The 15987-nt window shown below is 61.2% G+C and carries 15 protein-coding genes; 11 read left to right on the top strand and 4 right to left on the bottom strand.

Features of this window, described 5'->3' with window-relative positions:
• Window positions 1-23 precede the first annotated feature (23 nt).
• On the top strand, window positions 24-1430 hold the full coding sequence (locus tag J1G35_RS17655; protein ID WP_223015567.1) for an amino acid permease: 1407 nt from the start codon (window positions 24-26) through the stop codon (window positions 1428-1430).
• Here J1G35_RS17655 and J1G35_RS17650 read toward each other — a convergent pair.
• On the bottom strand, window positions 1376-2272 hold the full coding sequence (locus J1G35_RS17650) for a LysR substrate-binding domain-containing protein (protein ID WP_223015566.1): 897 nt from the start codon (window positions 2270-2272) through the stop codon (window positions 1376-1378). The genes J1G35_RS17655 and J1G35_RS17650 overlap by 55 nt on opposite strands.
• Before the next feature lie 119 nt (window positions 2273-2391).
• Here J1G35_RS17650 and J1G35_RS17645 point away from each other — a divergent pair, with 119 nt between their 5' ends.
• The 5 genes from J1G35_RS17645 (at window position 2392) to J1G35_RS17625 (ending at window position 7342) form a co-directional block, all read left to right on the top strand.
• On the top strand, window positions 2392-3156 hold the full coding sequence (locus tag J1G35_RS17645) for a sulfite exporter TauE/SafE family protein (protein WP_223015565.1): 765 nt from the start codon (window positions 2392-2394) through the stop codon (window positions 3154-3156).
• Window positions 3157-3275: 119 nt separating this feature from the next.
• On the top strand, window positions 3276-3866 hold the full coding sequence (locus J1G35_RS17640) for an NAD(P)H-dependent oxidoreductase (protein WP_053131991.1): 591 nt from the start codon (window positions 3276-3278) through the stop codon (window positions 3864-3866).
• Window positions 3867-3896: 30 nt separating this feature from the next.
• Window positions 3897-4793, top strand: coding sequence for a LysR family transcriptional regulator (locus J1G35_RS17635; protein WP_053131994.1), 897 nt, complete (start codon window positions 3897-3899; stop codon window positions 4791-4793).
• A 103-nt stretch (window positions 4794-4896) separates the two neighbouring features.
• The gene (locus J1G35_RS17630; protein ID WP_223015564.1) at window positions 4897-5790 is read left to right on the top strand and encodes an NAD-dependent epimerase/dehydratase family protein; all 894 of its coding nucleotides are present in this window, start codon (window positions 4897-4899) and stop codon (window positions 5788-5790) included.
• A 106-nt stretch (window positions 5791-5896) separates the two neighbouring features.
• The gene (locus J1G35_RS17625; protein ID WP_223015563.1) at window positions 5897-7342 is read left to right on the top strand and encodes a SulP family inorganic anion transporter; all 1446 of its coding nucleotides are present in this window, start codon (window positions 5897-5899) and stop codon (window positions 7340-7342) included.
• A gap of 3 nt (window positions 7343-7345) precedes the next feature.
• Here J1G35_RS17625 and J1G35_RS17620 read toward each other — a convergent pair whose 3' ends face one another.
• Window positions 7346-7726, bottom strand: a complete 381-nt coding sequence (locus tag J1G35_RS17620) for a lysozyme inhibitor LprI family protein (protein WP_053132140.1) — start codon at window positions 7724-7726, stop codon at window positions 7346-7348.
• Between the two features lie 248 nt (window positions 7727-7974).
• Between J1G35_RS17620 and J1G35_RS17615 the strand changes: the two genes are divergently transcribed.
• From J1G35_RS17615 to J1G35_RS17600, 4 genes are read left to right on the top strand one after another with little or no spacing between them, the layout of a single operon-like run.
• Window positions 7975-9324 (top strand): GntP family permease, encoded by a 1350-nt coding sequence (locus J1G35_RS17615; RefSeq protein WP_262417326.1) that lies wholly within the window; start codon window positions 7975-7977, stop codon window positions 9322-9324.
• Between the two features lie 12 nt (window positions 9325-9336).
• Window positions 9337-10197: a MurR/RpiR family transcriptional regulator gene (locus tag J1G35_RS17610; RefSeq protein WP_053132007.1), complete on the top strand. Its 861-nt coding sequence runs from the start codon at window positions 9337-9339 to the stop codon at window positions 10195-10197.
• A gap of 1 nt (window position 10198) precedes the next feature.
• Entirely contained in the window at window positions 10199-11662 is a 1464-nt protein-coding gene (locus J1G35_RS17605) for a D-aminoacylase (RefSeq protein WP_223015561.1), read from the top strand.
• Between the two features lie 29 nt (window positions 11663-11691).
• Window positions 11692-12060: a glyoxalase superfamily protein gene (locus J1G35_RS17600; protein ID WP_223015560.1), complete on the top strand. Its 369-nt coding sequence runs from the start codon at window positions 11692-11694 to the stop codon at window positions 12058-12060.
• Window positions 12061-12697: 637 nt separating this feature from the next.
• Here the strand turns inward: J1G35_RS17600 and J1G35_RS17595 are convergent.
• Window positions 12698-14617, bottom strand: coding sequence for a methyl-accepting chemotaxis protein (locus J1G35_RS17595; protein WP_053132016.1), 1920 nt, complete (start codon window positions 14615-14617; stop codon window positions 12698-12700).
• A gap of 262 nt (window positions 14618-14879) precedes the next feature.
• Between J1G35_RS17595 and J1G35_RS17590 the strand changes: the two genes are divergently transcribed.
• Entirely contained in the window at window positions 14880-15497 is a 618-nt protein-coding gene (locus J1G35_RS17590) for an FKBP-type peptidyl-prolyl cis-trans isomerase (RefSeq protein WP_003176055.1), read from the top strand.
• A gap of 135 nt (window positions 15498-15632) precedes the next feature.
• Here the strand turns inward: J1G35_RS17590 and J1G35_RS17585 are convergent, their stop codons facing one another.
• The gene (locus J1G35_RS17585; protein WP_003194088.1) at window positions 15633-15890 is read right to left on the bottom strand and encodes a hypothetical protein; all 258 of its coding nucleotides are present in this window, start codon (window positions 15888-15890) and stop codon (window positions 15633-15635) included.
• Between the last annotated feature and the right edge of the window lie 97 nt (window positions 15891-15987).

The raw sequence follows: 15987 nt of genomic DNA, 5'->3' as shown, positions 1-15987 counted from the left end.
ACAATAATAAAGGGGCACACAACGTGACCACGCCAGACAACGGCTTTGCCGAGATCACCCATCGCGAACTGGGCCTGAGGCGCCAGCTCACTTCCGGCCAGATGAGCATGATCGCCATCGGTGGCGCCATCGGCACCGGGTTGTTCATGGGCAGCGCCTATGCCATTGGCTATGCCGGGCCCAGCGTGCTGGTGAGCTACGCGATCGGCGCGTTGATCACCTTGTTGCTGATGGGCTGCCTGGCCGAGATGACGGTGGCCCACTCCACCTCCGGCTCTTTCGGCGCCTATGCCGAGTTCTACATCAGCCCGCTGGCCGGGTTCCTGGTGCGTTATGCCTACTGGGCGGCGATTGTGCTGGCGGTGGGCGCCGAAGTCACGGCGGTGGCGATGTACATGAAGTACTGGTTCGCCAACGTGCCGGAATGGGTGTGGATCGTGTCGTTTTCCAGTGTGCTGATCCTGCTCAACGCCATCAGCGTGAAGACGTTCGGCAACTTCGAATACTGGTTTTCGACGATCAAGATCAGCGCCATCGTCGGCTTCATCATCCTGGCGGTGTACGTGGTGTTCGGCTCCGGCAACCCGGACTATGGCGTGCAGAACTACACGGCCCACGACGGCTTTTTCCCCCATGGGTTGAGCGGCATGTGGATCGCCGTGATCGTGTCGATCTTCAGCTACTTGAGCGTCGAGATGATCGCCGTGGCCGCCGGTGAAGCGGCTGACCCGGAGCAGGCCGTGAAGAAAGCCTTTCGCGCGACCATCGTGCGGTTGGTGGTGTTTTACCTGCTGACCCTGGCGCTGATGCTCGCCATCGTGCCGTGGAACCAGGCCGGCCAGACCCAGAGCCCGTTCGTCACGGTGATGCAGACCATCGGCATTCCCGGCGCCACCGGGGTGATGAATTTCGTGATCCTGATCGCGGCGTTGTCGGCGATGAACAGCCAGCTCTACATCACCACGCGCATGATGTTCAGCCTGTCCCGCGCCGGCTTTGCGCCCAAGTCCATGGGGGCACTGAGCAAGAGCGGCATTCCGCTGAATGCCTTGCTGTTGTCCAGCTCGGGCATTGCCCTGGCGACGCTGTTGAACGTGCTCTACCCGCAAAGCTCGTTCACCCTGATGATGGCGATCTCGATGTTTGGCGCGATCTTCACCTGGTTCATGATCTTCCTCACGCACCTGTTTTTCCGGCGCTATCGCAAGCGTCATGGCGGCGCGAAGTTGTCGTTCCAGTTGCGCCTGTTTCCCTACAGCACCTTGCTGGGCCTGGTGCTGATGGGGGCGGTGATGATCACCACGTACTTCACCGAGGCGTTCAAGATGACCCTGGTGTTTGGCGTGCCGTTCCTGCTGATCCTGTCGACGGTGTATTACGGGTTTTTCCGCAAGGGCAAGGCCAAGGCGTCGAACAAGGCTCTGGCGTAACTCGGCAAGTGTTCGAACGAGCGCGCGCATAGCAGCAGCGTTCGGCGAGCCCAGGCTTCCTGCAACGGTTGGGCGGTGAAGGGGGTTGGCGATTGCCAGCGCGCCAACGCCGCCTGGGGCACGATGCCCAAGCCGGCGCCGCGGGCGACCATGCGCATCAGCCCGTCAAAACCCTCGGCGCGGATGCGCGTCTGCACACGAAAGCCCGCATGCAGGGCCTGTTCTTCCAAGTACACCGAGAGTGCGCTGGCGGTGCCTAAGCCCACGAAGTCGTATTGCAGGCTGTCGACGAAGCTCACCGTACCGCCTGCCAGGGGATGCTCACGCGGCATGATCAGCACCAATGGGTCGTCGCGAAACGGCACGGTCTGCAAACCGTGGGTGTCCACGGCGTCGGAGATAATCCCCAGCTCCGCCGTGCCCTGGCGCAAGGCCTGGGTGATGCGCAGGCTGGGCAATTCCTGCAGGTCGATATCGAGGTTGGGGTGTTCGCGCAGAAAGTCCGCGAGCAGTTCCGGCAGGTATTCGCTGAGTGCGGTGGTGTTGCACAGCAGGCGCACCTGGCCTTTGACGCCGTTGGCGTATTCCGCGAGGTCCTGTTGCAGGTGCTCGGCTTGTTGCAACAATAGGCGAGCGTGACGGGCCAAGGCCTTTCCCGCCGGTGTGGGGGTGACGCCTCGACGCCCACGGTCGAGAAACTCGATGCCCAGCGACGCCTCCATCGCCCGGATGCGCGCGCTGGCGGCCGCCAGGGATAAATGACTGCGGGCCGCGCCGGCGGTGATATTGCCGGTGTCGAGGATGTGCAGGTAGAGGCGCAGGTCGATCAGGTCAAAGTGCATGGCTGGTGCTCGGGTGTCTGGACTTGTTCTCGGTGATGTCCTCAGCCTCATGCAAAACAAGAGGCTGCCTCAGTATATGGCGAATTTCCGAGCGCATCGAAAAGTCGCACACTCGGCCCATGAATACCTTCCTCGCGTTTTACCAAAACCTCGGCCTGGCCCTTACCTTGCTGGTGATTGGCACCTTCCTGCTCGCCGGCACCGTCAAGGGCGTCATCGGCCTGGGCCTGCCCACCATCGCCATGGGCATGCTCGGTCTGGCTATGCTTCCGGCGCAGGCTGCGGCGTTGTTGATCATCCCCTCAACCGTTACCAACCTGTGGCAATTGGCATTCGGCGGCCATCTGAGTGTGTTGCTGCGGCGGCTGTGGCCGATGTTGCTGCTGATTTTTCTCGGCACCGGGCTGGGCACCGTGTGGCTGGGGATGGACGGCGGCCAATGGGTGGTGCGCGCGTTGGGCGCGGCGTTGCTGGTGTATGCCCTGAGCGGACTGTTCCTGCCCACGTTCAAGGTCAAGGCCCAAACCGAGCGCTGGCTGGGCCCGGTGTGTGGGCTGGTCACCGGCATCATTACTTCGGCCACCGGTGTGTTTGTGATTCCTGCCGTGCCGTACCTGCAGGCGCTGGGATTGAACCGCGATCAACTGGTGCAGGCGCTGGGGCTGTCGTTTACGGTCTCGACCCTGGCGCTGGCCGCCGGTCTGGCCTGGCGCGGTACCTTGGGCGGCGGCGAAATCAGTGCGTCGTTACTGGCGCTGGTACCGGCGCTGCTGGGCATGTGGCTGGGCCAGGTGGTGCGCCAGCGCATCAGTGCGCTGTTGTTCAAGCGCGTATTTTTTATCGGCATGGCACTGTTGGGCGGGCATCTGCTGATCAGTGGTTAACAATCGTTGATGTATTCGTGCATTTAAATCAAAGGTATTTTGCCCAGAGGCCGCTTATTCCCAAGGGCTGAGGTCGATAGTCTGCGTCCAGACATTTTCAACCTTCTGGATGCCTTCCCATGAAAAAAGTACTCCTGCTCAACGGCGGCAAAAAGTTCGCCCACTCCGATGGCCGCTACAACACCACCCTGCATGACACTGCCTTGGCCGTGTTGGACCGAGGCGGCATTGACGTCAAAGTCACCCATATCGACGAAGGCTATGACGTGGCCGAAGAGGTCGCCAAATTCCTCTGGGCCGACGTGATCATCTACCAGATGCCTGGCTGGTGGATGGGCGCGCCATGGATCGTCAAGAAGTACATCGACGAAGTCTTCACCGAAGGCCACGGCAGCCTGTACGCCAGCGATGGCCGCACCCGTTCCGACGCCTCGCAGAAATACGGCAGCGGCGGCCTGGTCCACGGCAAGCAATACATGCTGTCGCTGACCTGGAATGCCCCGCAGCAAGCCTTCGACGACCCCACTGACTTCTTCGAAGCCAAGGGCGTGGACGCGGTGTACTTCCCGTTCCACAAAGCCAATGAGTTCCTCGGCATGACCAGCCTGCCGACCTTCCTCTGTGTGGACGTGATGAAACGCCCGGCCATCGAAGCCGATGTGGCGCGCTACGAGCAGCATCTGGCGCAGGTGTTCAACCTCTCGGTGTAAGCTGCTGCACACCGATAACGAGGACCGCCCGTGAAAGCCCGATCCGATGAGCTACAGATCTTCGTCAGCGTGATTGAGTGCGGCTCGATTTCCGCGGCGGCGGAGCAGGTTGGGCAGACGCCGTCGGCGGTCAGTCGCACCTTGTCGCGCCTGGAGGCCAAGCTCGACACTACGCTGATCAACCGCACCACGCGGCGCATGGACCTGACCGAAGAGGGCAAGTACTTCTTCGAGCAGGCCAAGTTGATCCTGGCGCAGATGGACGAGCTGGAAGAGCGCCTGTCGTCACGCCAGAAAAAACCTGCCGGGCGCCTGCGCATCAATGCGGCGGTGCCGTTCATGTTGCATGGGATCGTGCCGTACATTGCCGAATTCCGTCGTTTGTATCCGGAGATTCAGCTGGAGTTGAACAGCGATGACCTGATCATCGACTTGCTGGAACAGAGCACCGATATCGCCATTCGCATCGGCGCCCTGGCCGACTCCACCCTGCATGCGCGGTCCCTCGGCTGCACCCCGCTGCATATCCTCGCCAGCCCCGACTACCTCAAGCAGTACGGTACGCCGACGACGGTCGCCGAGTTGGCCGATCACACCCTGCTGGGTTTTACCCAGACCGAAACCCTCAACCACTGGCCGCTGCGCCATGTGGAAGGTGACCGCTGGCTGATCCAGCCCAGCGTGGCCGCGTCCAGTGGTGAAACCCTGCGCCAGCTGGCGTTGGAAGGGCAGGGGATTTGCTGCCTGTCGAACTTCATGACCGTCGAAGACATCAATGCCGGGCGCCTGGTGCCGGTGCTGGAGGCGTTCAACAGCGGGTATCGCCAACCGATCCACGCGGTGTTCTACCGCAACTCGCAATTGGCGCTGCGCATCCAGTGCTTCCTGGACTTTATCCAGGCCAAGCTGGCGCGGTATGCCTGCTGATTCGTGACTGTCACGCAAGAGTGAATTGGGCGGTGCGGGCTTATTCATCAGGGATGAGTCCGTAACAATGGACCCATCACTTACCCCGTCAGGAGCACTCTCCATGAACGTATTCATTACCGGCGCAGCCGGTTTTATCGGCGGCTCTATCGCCACTGGCCTGGTCAAGGCCGGGCACACGGTTACCGGCCTGGTACGCAGCGCCGAGCAAGCGGCTGAAATGACCGCCCTGGGCATCAACCCGGTGATCGGCAGCCTCGACGATGCTGCTGTGTTGACCGAGCAAGCGCAGAAAGCCGATGCGGTGATCAATGCCGCGAGCAGCGACCATCGTGTCGCGGTGGAAACCCTGCTGGCCGCGCTGAAAGGCTCGAACAAGCCATTCCTGCACACCAGCGGTTCGAGCATCGTGGGGGATGCCTCGGGCGGTAAGTCCAGCGATGTCATCTACTTCGAAGACAGCCTGCCGGAGCCGACCGTCGACAAGGCTGCCCGCGTGGCCATCGACAACCTGATCCTGGCAGCGGCCAAAGACGGGGTGAATTCGGCGGTGATCTGCAACACCCTGATCTACGGCCACAGCCTGGGTGTGAAGCGCGACAGCGTGCAACTGCCGCGCCTGCTCAAACAGGCACGCAAGAGCGGCGTGGTGCGCCATGTCGGCACCGGGCAGAACATCTGGTCCAACGTGCACATTGAAGACGTGGTGGCGCTGTACCTGCTGGCACTGACCAGGAACGTGCCGGGGACCTTCTACTTTGTGGAGAGCGGCGAGGCCTCGTTTATCGACATGACCACGGCGATCGCCCAGGCCCTGAACCTGGGCCAGCCACAGGATTGGCCATTGGCCGAGGCTGAAGCCGAGTGGGGCTATGAAATGGCCAACTATGGCCTGGGCTCCAACAGCCGCGTGCGCGGCAAGCATGCCCGCGAGTTGCTGGGCTGGGCGCCGAAGCGTACGTCGGTGGTGGAGTGGATTCGCGACGAGATGGTGTGATGTTCGCTTGAAACCCGATTGGGGCCACTCGATCTTTCAGACTGGCCCCACCGAGCTCAATTTCGTACCATTCCCCGCCTTATCCCCCGCAATGCCCTGGTACCTCATGAACCTCACCCGTCTGCGCGCCGATGCCCTGGCCGGCCTCACCACGTCCTTTGCGTTGCTGCCCGAATGCATCGCCTTTGCCCTGGTGGCCCACCTCAACCCGCTGATGGGGCTCTATGGCGCTTTTATCATCTGCACCCTCACGGCGTTGTTCGGCGGCCGGCCCGGCATGGTGTCCGGGGCGGCAGGCTCGATGGCGGTGGTGATCGTCGCGCTGGTGGTGCAGCACGGCGTGGAATACCTGCTGGCCACGGTGCTGCTGGGCGGGCTGATCATGGTCGCGTTCGGCGTGTTGCGCCTGGGCAAGCTGGTGCGCATGGTGCCGCACCCGGTGATGCTGGGGTTCGTCAACGGCCTGGCGATCATCATTGCCCTGGCCCAGTTGGAACATTTCAAGAACGGTGAACGCTGGCTCAGCGGTACGCCGTTGTACGTGATGACCGGCCTGGTGCTGGTGACCATGGCCATCGTCTACCTGCTGCCGCACATCACCCGTGCGGTGCCGCCCGCGTTGGTGGCGATCCTTGGCGTTGGCCTGGCCGTGTACCTGCTCGGCCTGCCGACCCGTACCCTCGGCGACATGGCCCACATCGCCGGGGGCCTGCCGACCTTCGCGCTGCCGCAGATCCCCTGGACCCTGGAAACCCTCGGCATCATCGCCCCTTATGCGTTCCTGATGGCCATGGTCGGCCTGCTGGAAACCCTGCTGACCCTGAACCTCACCGACGAAATCACCGAGACCCGTGGCTACCCTGACCGCGAGAGCGTGGCCTTGGGCGCGGCGAATATGCTCTCGGGCCTGTTCGGCGGCATGGGCGGTTGCGCGATGATCGGGCAAACCGTGATTAACCTCAGCTCCGGCGGGCGCGGGCGTTTCTCCGGGGTGTTCGCCGGGGTGATGATCCTGCTGTTTATTTTGTTTCTGTCACCGCTGATCGAGCGGATTCCGCTGGCGGCGCTGGTCGGGGTGATGTTTGTGGTGTCGCAACAGACCTTCGCCTGGGCGTCCCTGCGGGTGATCAACAAGGTGCCGCTCAATGATGTGCTGGTGATTATCGCGGTGACGGTGATCACGGTGTTCACAGACCTGGCCACCGCCGTGCTGTGTGGCATCGTGATCGCGGCGCTGAACTTTGCCTGGCAACAGGCCCGTGAGCTGTATGCCGATGCGCATCTGGAAGCGGACGGCAGCAAGCTCTATCGCCTGCACGGGACATTGTTCTTTGCCTCGACTACGCCTTTCCTGAACCAGTTCGACCCGGCCAACGACCCGGCCCACGTGACGCTGGATTGCCGTCACCTGAGCTTTGTCGACTACTCGGCGATTGCCGCGCTGATGACCCTGCGCGAGCGCTACAGCAAGGCCGGCAAGCATCTGCGCGTGCTGCATTTGTCTGAGCGCTGCAAGAAGTTGCTCAAGCGCGCCAAGGTTCACCACGACTGATTTTTACGGCCCGACCAGGTCTTCCAATTCCTGGGCGCGGGTCTGGGTCATGTCCAGCACGCAGCCGGAACCGTTGACCTGGTCGATGGTGCCGCCGGTGGCGGAGCCGGCGAAGGCGCAATTGGCGTCACGGTATTTGATCCACAGGCGCTGCAGGTCCTGCAGTTGCTGTTTGCGTGTGCCTTCCTGGGCGGCGAGGGCGGTCTTGTAGGCTTTGTTCAGGCGCGTGTCTTGCACCTTGGTCTCCTTGACGTTGCAGCTGACCATGTCGGCGGTGGTATTGGCGCCGTCCATGCATTTTTTCAGCGCCGCGTTGTCGGCAGCGGCGGCAGTGCCGCACACGGCGAGAAGCAGGGCGCCGGCGGCGAGTGTGGTGCGAATCATGGGCTCGATTTCCTGGCAGCAGTGGATGTGCATTCTATGACTCAAGGGTATTCGTTGAGTTTCCAGCCTTCTCTGATCTTCATGTAAGAACACCCCCCGAATTTTCATGCGCGGCCCTTGGGCATGCCCCGACGCGACAGCGCTTATCTGTGGGCGAAAATTACTTTCATGCAGTTTGAAAATACTCCTCGGTAATGATTTATGAGTTTCACAACCAATTCGACGTGACCCTTTCCGAGGAGTACCGCATGGCCGCATCACCGGGCTTCGGGCTGTTGGCATACGCTGCCATCGCCATCATTGCTTTGATCGTGCTGATCGCACGTTACCGACTCAACCCGTTTATCGTCATCACCCTGGTGTCCATCGGCCTGGCGCTGATGGCCGGGATGCCGGCAGACACCATCATGGGTTCCTACGAGGCGGGCGTCGGCAAAACCCTGGGGCATATCGCCCTGGTCGTGGCGCTGGGCACCATGCTCGGCAAGATGATGGCCGAGTCCGGTGGCGCCGAGCAGGTCGCGCGCACGCTGATCAACCGTTTCGGCGAACGGAATGCCCATTGGGCCATGGTGTGCATCGCATTCCTGGTGGGGCTGCCGTTGTTCTTCGAGGTCGGTTTTGTGTTGCTGGTGCCGATCGCCTTTACCGTGGCGCGGCGTGTGGGGGTATCGATCCTGATGGTCGGCCTGCCGATGGTCGCCGGCCTGTCGGTGGTGCATGCGTTGGTGCCGCCACACCCGGCGGCGATGATGGCCGTGCTGGCGTATAACGCGTCGGTGGGGCAGACCGTGCTCTATGCGATCCTCATCGGTATCCCGACGGCGATCATCGCCGGCCCGCTGTACGCCAAATTCATCGTGCCGCGCATTCACCTGCCGGCGGAAAACCCGCTGGAACGCCAATTCATCGAGCGTGAACCTCGCGAGCGTTTGCCGAGCTTTACACTGACCATGGGCACTATCCTGTTGCCGGTGGTGCTGATGATGATCGGTGGCTGGGCCAACGTGATCTCCACCCCGGGCACCGGCTTCAACCAGTTCCTGCTGTTTATCGGCAACTCGGTGATCGCGCTGCTGGTGGCGACCCTGGTGAGCTTCTGGACCCTGGGCCTGGCGCAGGGCTTCAACCGCGAGTCGATCCTCCGGTTCACCAATGAATGCCTGGCGCCCACTGCGAGCATCACCTTACTGGTGGGTGCGGGTGGCGGTTTGAACCGGATATTGGTGGACGCTGGCGTTACCAATGAAATTCTCGGCCTGGCCCATGCCTTCCACTTGTCGCCGCTGGTGATGGGCTGGCTGTTCGCGGCGTTGATGCGGATTGCGACGGGCTCAGCCACGGTCGCCATGACCACGGCATCCGGGGTTGTGGCGCCTGTCGCCCTGGGCCTGGGTTATCCACACCCGGAATTGCTGGTGCTGGCGACCGGCGCGGGTTCGGTGATCTTTTCCCACGTCAACGACGGCGGCTTCTGGCTGATCAAGGAATACTTCAATATGACGGTGATCCAGACCTTCAAGACCTGGACCGTATTGGAGACCCTGATCTCTGTGGTTGCCTTCGGTCTGACTTACGGTCTGTCCTGCATTTTGTAACCCGGAGCCCCCATGGACATCCTCTACCAGATCCGCGCCCGCCAGGATTCCTTCAGCGCCGGCGAAGGGCGTATCGCGAAGCTGATGCTGGAGGATGTGGGCTTTGCCGCCTCGGCCAGCCTGGAAGAGCTGTCCCAACGGGCCGAGGTCAGTACCGCGACCTTATCGCGGTTTGCCCGCAGTGTCGGTTGCCGGGACTTACGCGATCTGCGCCTGCAATTGGCCCAGGCCAGCGGCGTCGGCAGCCGCTTCCTGGACCCGGCGGGGTTGCCTGAACAGTCGGCATTTCATCGGCAGATTCTCGGCGATATCGAAGCGACGTTGCGCCAGCACTTGTCGGGTTTCAACCAGGCCAGCTTTGTCGATGCGGTCAACCTGCTGGGCAAGGCGCGGATGATCCACGCGTTCGGCATGGGCGGGCCGTCGAGCTTGTGCAGCGATGAATTGCAGGTGCGTCTGGTACGCCTGGGCTATCCGATTGCCGCCAGCCACGACCCGGTGATGATGCGCGTCACGGCTGCAACCCTGGGGCCGGAACACGCGCTGATTGTCTGCTCGCTCACTGGCCTCACCCCCGAGTTGCTTGATGTGGTGGCGCTGGCGCGCAACTACGACGCGCGCATCGTCGCCATCACCCTGGCCGACTCGCCCCTGGCGCAGTTGGCGGATGTCCTGCTGCCGCTGCAACCGGCGGAAACCAGTTTTATCTACAAACCCACGGCGGCGCGCTACGGCATGCTGCTGGCCATTGACCTGCTCGCCACCGAGTTGGCCCTGGCCCTGCCTGACGACAATCAGGAACGCCTGCGCCGGATCAAACTGGCCCTCGACGATTATCGCGGCGGCCCTGACAGCCTGCCGCTTGGAGATTGATATGAAGTACGACACGCTGATTCGCCAGGCGCTGATCATCGATGGCAGTAACACCCCGGGTTATGTCGCCGATGTGGGGTTGCGTGACGGGCGCATCGAGACGATCGGCGACTTGTCGACGGCGTGTGCCGAGCATGAAATCGACGCGACAGGCCGGGTGCTGGCGCCGGGCTTTATCGATGTCCACACCCACGACGACACGGTGGTCATCCGCCAGCCGCAGATGCTGCCCAAGCTCAGCCAGGGTGTGACCACGGTGATTGTCGGCAACTGTGGCATCAGCGCCTCACCGGTGAGTTTGCGCAGCGATCCGCCGGACCCGATGAACTTGTTGGGCAGCACGGCGGCGTTTGTTTATCCCCGTTTCAGCGATTATCGCAGCGCCGTTGAAAGCGCTCATCCAGCGGTGAACGTCGCGGCATTGATCGGCCACACTGCGCTGCGCAGTAACCACATGGACGACCTGCATCGCACCGCCACACCGGCTGAAATCACCGCCATGCGTGTGCAGTTGCACGAGAGTCTTGAGGCCGGCGCCCTCGGTTTATCCACAGGCCTGGCCTACGCCAGCGCGTTCAATGCCGAGACCGATGAGGTGCTGCAACTGAGTGAAGAACTCACGGCCTTCGGTGCGGTGTACACCACCCATTTGCGCAGCGAATTCGAACCGGTGCTGGAGGCGATGGACGAGGCTTTTCTGATCGGCCGGCACGCACAGGTACCGGTGATCATTTCCCACCTCAAATGTGCGGGAGCGGGGAACTGGGGGCGTAGTCCGCAGCTGTTGGCAGCGTTGGAGTCGGCGGCGAAAACCCATCCGGTAGGGTGTGATTGTTATCCCTATGCGGCCAGTTCTTCGACCCTGGACCTCAAGCAGGTGACCGACGCATTTCGCATCACGATTACCTGGTCGACGCCGCATCCGGAAGTGGGGGGGCGCGACTTGCAGGACATTGCCGGCGAATGGGACGTCTCGTTGATGGACGCCGCTCGTCGTCTGCAACCGGCGGGGGCGGTGTACTACGGGATGGATGAAGCGGATGTGCGACGCATCCTTGCGCATCCATTGTCGATGGTGGGGTCTGATGGGTTGCCCGAAGATCCGTTTCCACACCCACGCTTGTGGGGTGCGTTTCCACGAGTGCTGGGGCATTTCAGCCGGGACGTCGGGTTGTTCCCGTTGCATACCGCCGTGCACAAGATGACCGGCTTGTCGGCGGCGCGTTTTGGGTTATCCGGGCGTGGTGAAATTCGTGAAGGGCATTGGGCTGACCTGGTGTTGTTCGACCCGTTGCGGGTGCGGGATGTAGCGGATTTCAATGAGCCACAGCGGGCAGCGCAAGGCATTGATGGCGTGTGGGTCAACGGCGTATTGAGTTACAGCGAGGGCCAGGCGAACGGTCAGCGACCGGGGCGATTCCTGGCGCGCAGTGGGGATTTGCGTGGTGGATTTTCGACTCTATAGTGGGCGCTTTCATACACGGAGCGATTGCCATGCACTTAGGAAAAGTCACCCCCATCCTGCGGATTTTCGATGAGGCCAAGGCGCTGGAATTCTACGTCGACTTCCTGGGCTTCAAGGTCGACTGGCAGCATCGTTTCGAGGCGAATTTCCCGCTGTACCTGCAGGTGTCGCTGGGGGAGTGCGTGCTGCATTTGTCCGAGCACCATGGCGATGCTTCGCCGGGCGCGGCGGTGCGGATCCAGGCGCAGGGGGTGGATGCGTACCAGCAGCAGCTGGTGGGCAAGGATTACCGTTACGCCAAGCCTGGGGTTGAGGAAACGCCTTGGGGATCGCGGGAGATGAGCATCAAGGATCCGTTTGGGAATCGCGTGGTGTTTGTTGAGGACGGCGAGGGCTGAGAGGCAAATCGCAGGCAATAAAAAACCGCCTTGGTAGGCGGTTTTTTTGCAATCCCAGTTAGTGGCTGGGGTTGCATTCTTACAGGAAGCGCTGACCCGCCAGAGGGATACTAATGCCGGTTATCGTCTCGCGCAAGGCTTGACGAGGGGCGTCACTTTTTATCTGTCGACTTTATTTCTATTTAGAGTTGGTGGCAAAAAATTGCAACATATCAGTTGATCTTTCCAGCAGGTTTATCGTCGCCTGTCACACCTTTGATCTGGATGTTGATTAGTATCACCCCCGTTCCAAGTATGTCGTTTTGTAGGTGGCTGGGTATGCGCGCGGAATTATGGACCGAACGCCACGGGCTAGTAATCCGTGCAGGATTCATGCGGGAGGAACCAAAGCCCGGCCGCCTCACAGGAAGCGTTGACCCGCATCCAAAGGCTCACGTGTTCCGGTAAGTGTGCTGGAGGTAAGGCCCAACTCACGGAGGGCCGAGTATGTCTAAGTTTGCACGACGTACGTGGAACCTCGTAGTGAATGCCGTACGTGTTTATCACGTGTGGACATTCCTGCGGAACAGCTTCGATGACCTGTAAGGTCTGAGAAGTGGAGCCGCTTCGGTTAATACCGAAGCGGCTTTTTGGTTTCTTAAACCCGGAAGTGACTGACCATCTGCTGCAACTGGCTACCCAAACGCGCCAGTTCCACGCTCGATTTTGCCGTCTCATCGCTCGCGGTGGCGGTCTGCTCGGACACATCACGCACATTCACAATGCTGCGGCTGATTTCTTCGGCCACGGCGCTTTGTTGTTCGGCGGCGGCGGCGATCTGCTGGTTCATCGACTGGATGTTCGACACCGTGCGGGTGATGTTTTCCAGTGACACACCGGCCTTGCGCGTCAGTTCGACACTGCTGTCGGTGAGGCTGCGGCTGTTGTTCATCACGTTGGCAACTTGCTGGGTACCGTTCTGCAAACCGGCGACCAGGCCTTCGATTTCCTCGGTGGACTTTTGCGTGCGTTGGGCCAGGCCGCGCACTTCGTCGGCGACCACGGCAAAGCCGCGACCGGCTTCACCGGCACGTGCCGCTTCAATCGCTGCGTTGAGGGCCAGCAAGTTGGTCTGTTCGGCCACCGCCTTGATCACGTCCATCACGCTGCCGATCTTGTTGCTCTCTTGTTGCAGGTGCGCCATGGCGTCGGTGGAACGCGCCACTTCGGCGGCCAGGCGTTCGATCTGGGCGATGGCCTCGGCTACCACTTTGTCGCCAGCGCGGGCTTGGCCGTCAGCGTCGGCGGCGGCCAGAGAGGCTTGCTCGGCGTTGCGTGCAACTTCCTGCACGGTGGCGGTCATTTCGTGCATCGCCGTGGCGACCTGGTCGGTCTCGATCTTCTGGCTGTTCACACCGGCGCTGGTCTGCTCGGTGACGGCCGACAACTCTTCGGCAGCGCTGGCGATCTGGGTCACGCCGTCGCGAATACCGCTGATCAATTCACGCAGGGTCGTGCCCATGCGCTGAATGCCTTGTTGCAATACGCCCAGCTCATCGCGACGGGTGACCTGGATATTGTGGCTCAGGTCGCCGGAGGCAATGCGTTCAACCACAGCCAGGGTTTCCTGCAGTGGACGCGTGATCTGGCGGGTGATCACCAGTGCCGCGATGATGCCGACCAGCAGTGCCAGCAACGTGCTGATCAGCTGCAGGCTGCGGGCCTGGGCGCTTTCGGCGTCGCGACGGTCCAGCTGGATGTCGTACAGCTTGTCACTGATCGTGACGATATCCGCGCCTTGGGTGGTCATTTCGGCACGGGCAGCCACGATGTTGGCGTTGGCGGCCTTGTAGTTCTGTACAGCGCTGCGATAGGCGCCAAGGGCGGTTTCCAGGGCAGTCAATGCGCTTTGCTGGCTGGCGCCGAAGGCGGCGCTGAGGTCTTTCAAGCCACTGACGGCTTTTTCGATTTGTGCGGCAGCGCGGGCTTCGGTGTCCGGGTTGACGTTGCCGGTGTAGCCGCGCACTTCGTAACGGGCCAACTGGAACTGCATCTTGGCGTCGGCTACGGCCTGGAACTGGGCAAGGTGCTCCGAGCTGTCGGGCATTTGCTTCACGCTGGCTTCCAGCGCTTCGATTTGGGCGTTGGCACTGTCGGCCTTGTCGCCCATCACTTGGCGAGAGGCATTACCGTTACGGTAAGCCTCACGCATTTTGTTCAGGGATTGCTGATAAGCCGTGATGATGGCTTTCTGCTCGTTGAGCAGCTTGACGTTTTCCGGGCTCTTGAAGCTGTCCAGCAGTTTCTGTTGCTGGGCAGTGAAGGCATCCAGGCTGGTCTGCACGTTCTGCGCCACGGCTTCATCACCGTTGGCGAGCATGTACTGCAGACGCACGATGCGCAGCTTGGTCAGTGAGGCGTTGAGCTGGGTGATGTCGCTCATCCAGTTGCTGCGGTCGATCAGACTGCCCAGGCTGGTCCAGCCGGTGAGGGCCAGGATCGAGGTGAGGACAAGCACCAGGCCGAAGCCCAGGCCCAGTTTGAGGTTGACGCTGATGTTACCGAACCAGCTGTTCATCTAATGCTCCGCAAAGGTGATGTCTGTCTGCTGGACGGTGTTGTTATTTGAGCCAGCCAAAGTGTGTAGCGCTGTATCGGCGACGAGGGACGAATCTGAAGTGCTTTTATTGCGCGTGCGACGAAGGGTCGCGATCCCAGTGTCGCGCCAGCGTGGAGGGCTCATCACGGGCAGGTCTTGTGTGCTAGTCTGCTGGCCCTTTTAGTTCTGGGCGGTGCGGGAAACCGATGTTTTCAGTGCTGCCCTACAGCGGAGCCTCTTCATGTCCGAAGTTAATCTGTCCACCGACGAAACCCGCGTCAGCTACGGTATCGGCCGTCAGTTGGGCGACCAACTGCGCGACAACCCACCGCCGGGTGTGAGCCTGGACGCGATCCTGGCTGGCCTGACCGACGCGTTCGCCGGCAAACCAAGCCGTGTTGATCAAGAGCAAATGGCTGCAAGCTTCAAGGTCATTCGCGAAATCATGCAAGCCGAAGCGGCTGCCAAGGCTGAAGCGGCTGCTGGTGCTGGCCTGGCGTTCCTGGCTGAAAACGCCAAGCGTGATGGCATCACCACCCTGGCTTCCGGCCTGCAGTTTGAAGTGCTGACTGCGGGTGACGGCGCCAAGCCGACCCGTGAAGACCAGGTCCGCACCCACTACCACGGCACCCTGATCGACGGCACTGTGTTCGACAGCTCCTACGAGCGTGGCCAGCCAGCAGAATTCCCGGTTGGCGGCGTGATCGCCGGCTGGACCGAAGCCCTGCAACTGATGAATGCCGGCAGCAAATGGCGCCTGTACGTGCCGAGCGAACTGGCTTACGGCGCTCAAGGCGTTGGCAGCATTCCGCCGCACAGCGTGCTGGTGTTTGACGTCGAGCTGCTCGACGTTCTGTAAGACCTGCTTTTGATTACCTGTAGGAGCGAGCTTGCTCGCGAAAAACGTCAACGATGGCGCGGGCATCCTGGATGAGCGCGTTGTTTATGCGGTCTTCGCGAGCAGACTCGCTCCTACAGCGTTTTGCTGGTTTTCTCATGGATGAAATTTGCCATTGAGTTCCGTCGCCGGGCGCAATGCTCGGGCGTAGCAGAACAGAAACAGATTGCGCACCACTTCCTTCAGTACACCGGGTTCACTGGAACTCAGGCCATTGACGTCCAGGTCACCCTGGTCCTGCAGCTCGTTCAACGCTTCTTCTTCCAGCACCGCACAGACTTCGCCGGTTTCCCGATGGAGGATGCGCAGGTAAGGGTGTGGGCGGTCGAGCCAGGCATCTATCAAATAAGTCATGGTTAAATCTCCTTGATGGGTTTCAATGAGAATAATTCTTATTCGTAGAATAGCAAGTGCCTATTGGCAGTTTCCTGGTTTTTCTGTGTGGATATTG

The organism is Pseudomonas sp. SH10-3B (assembly GCF_019891415.1).
GTDB lineage: Bacteria > Pseudomonadota > Gammaproteobacteria > Pseudomonadales > Pseudomonadaceae > Aquipseudomonas.
The sequence above is the reverse complement of the archived record's forward strand: the minus strand, read 5'-3'. Positions and strand labels throughout refer to the sequence as shown.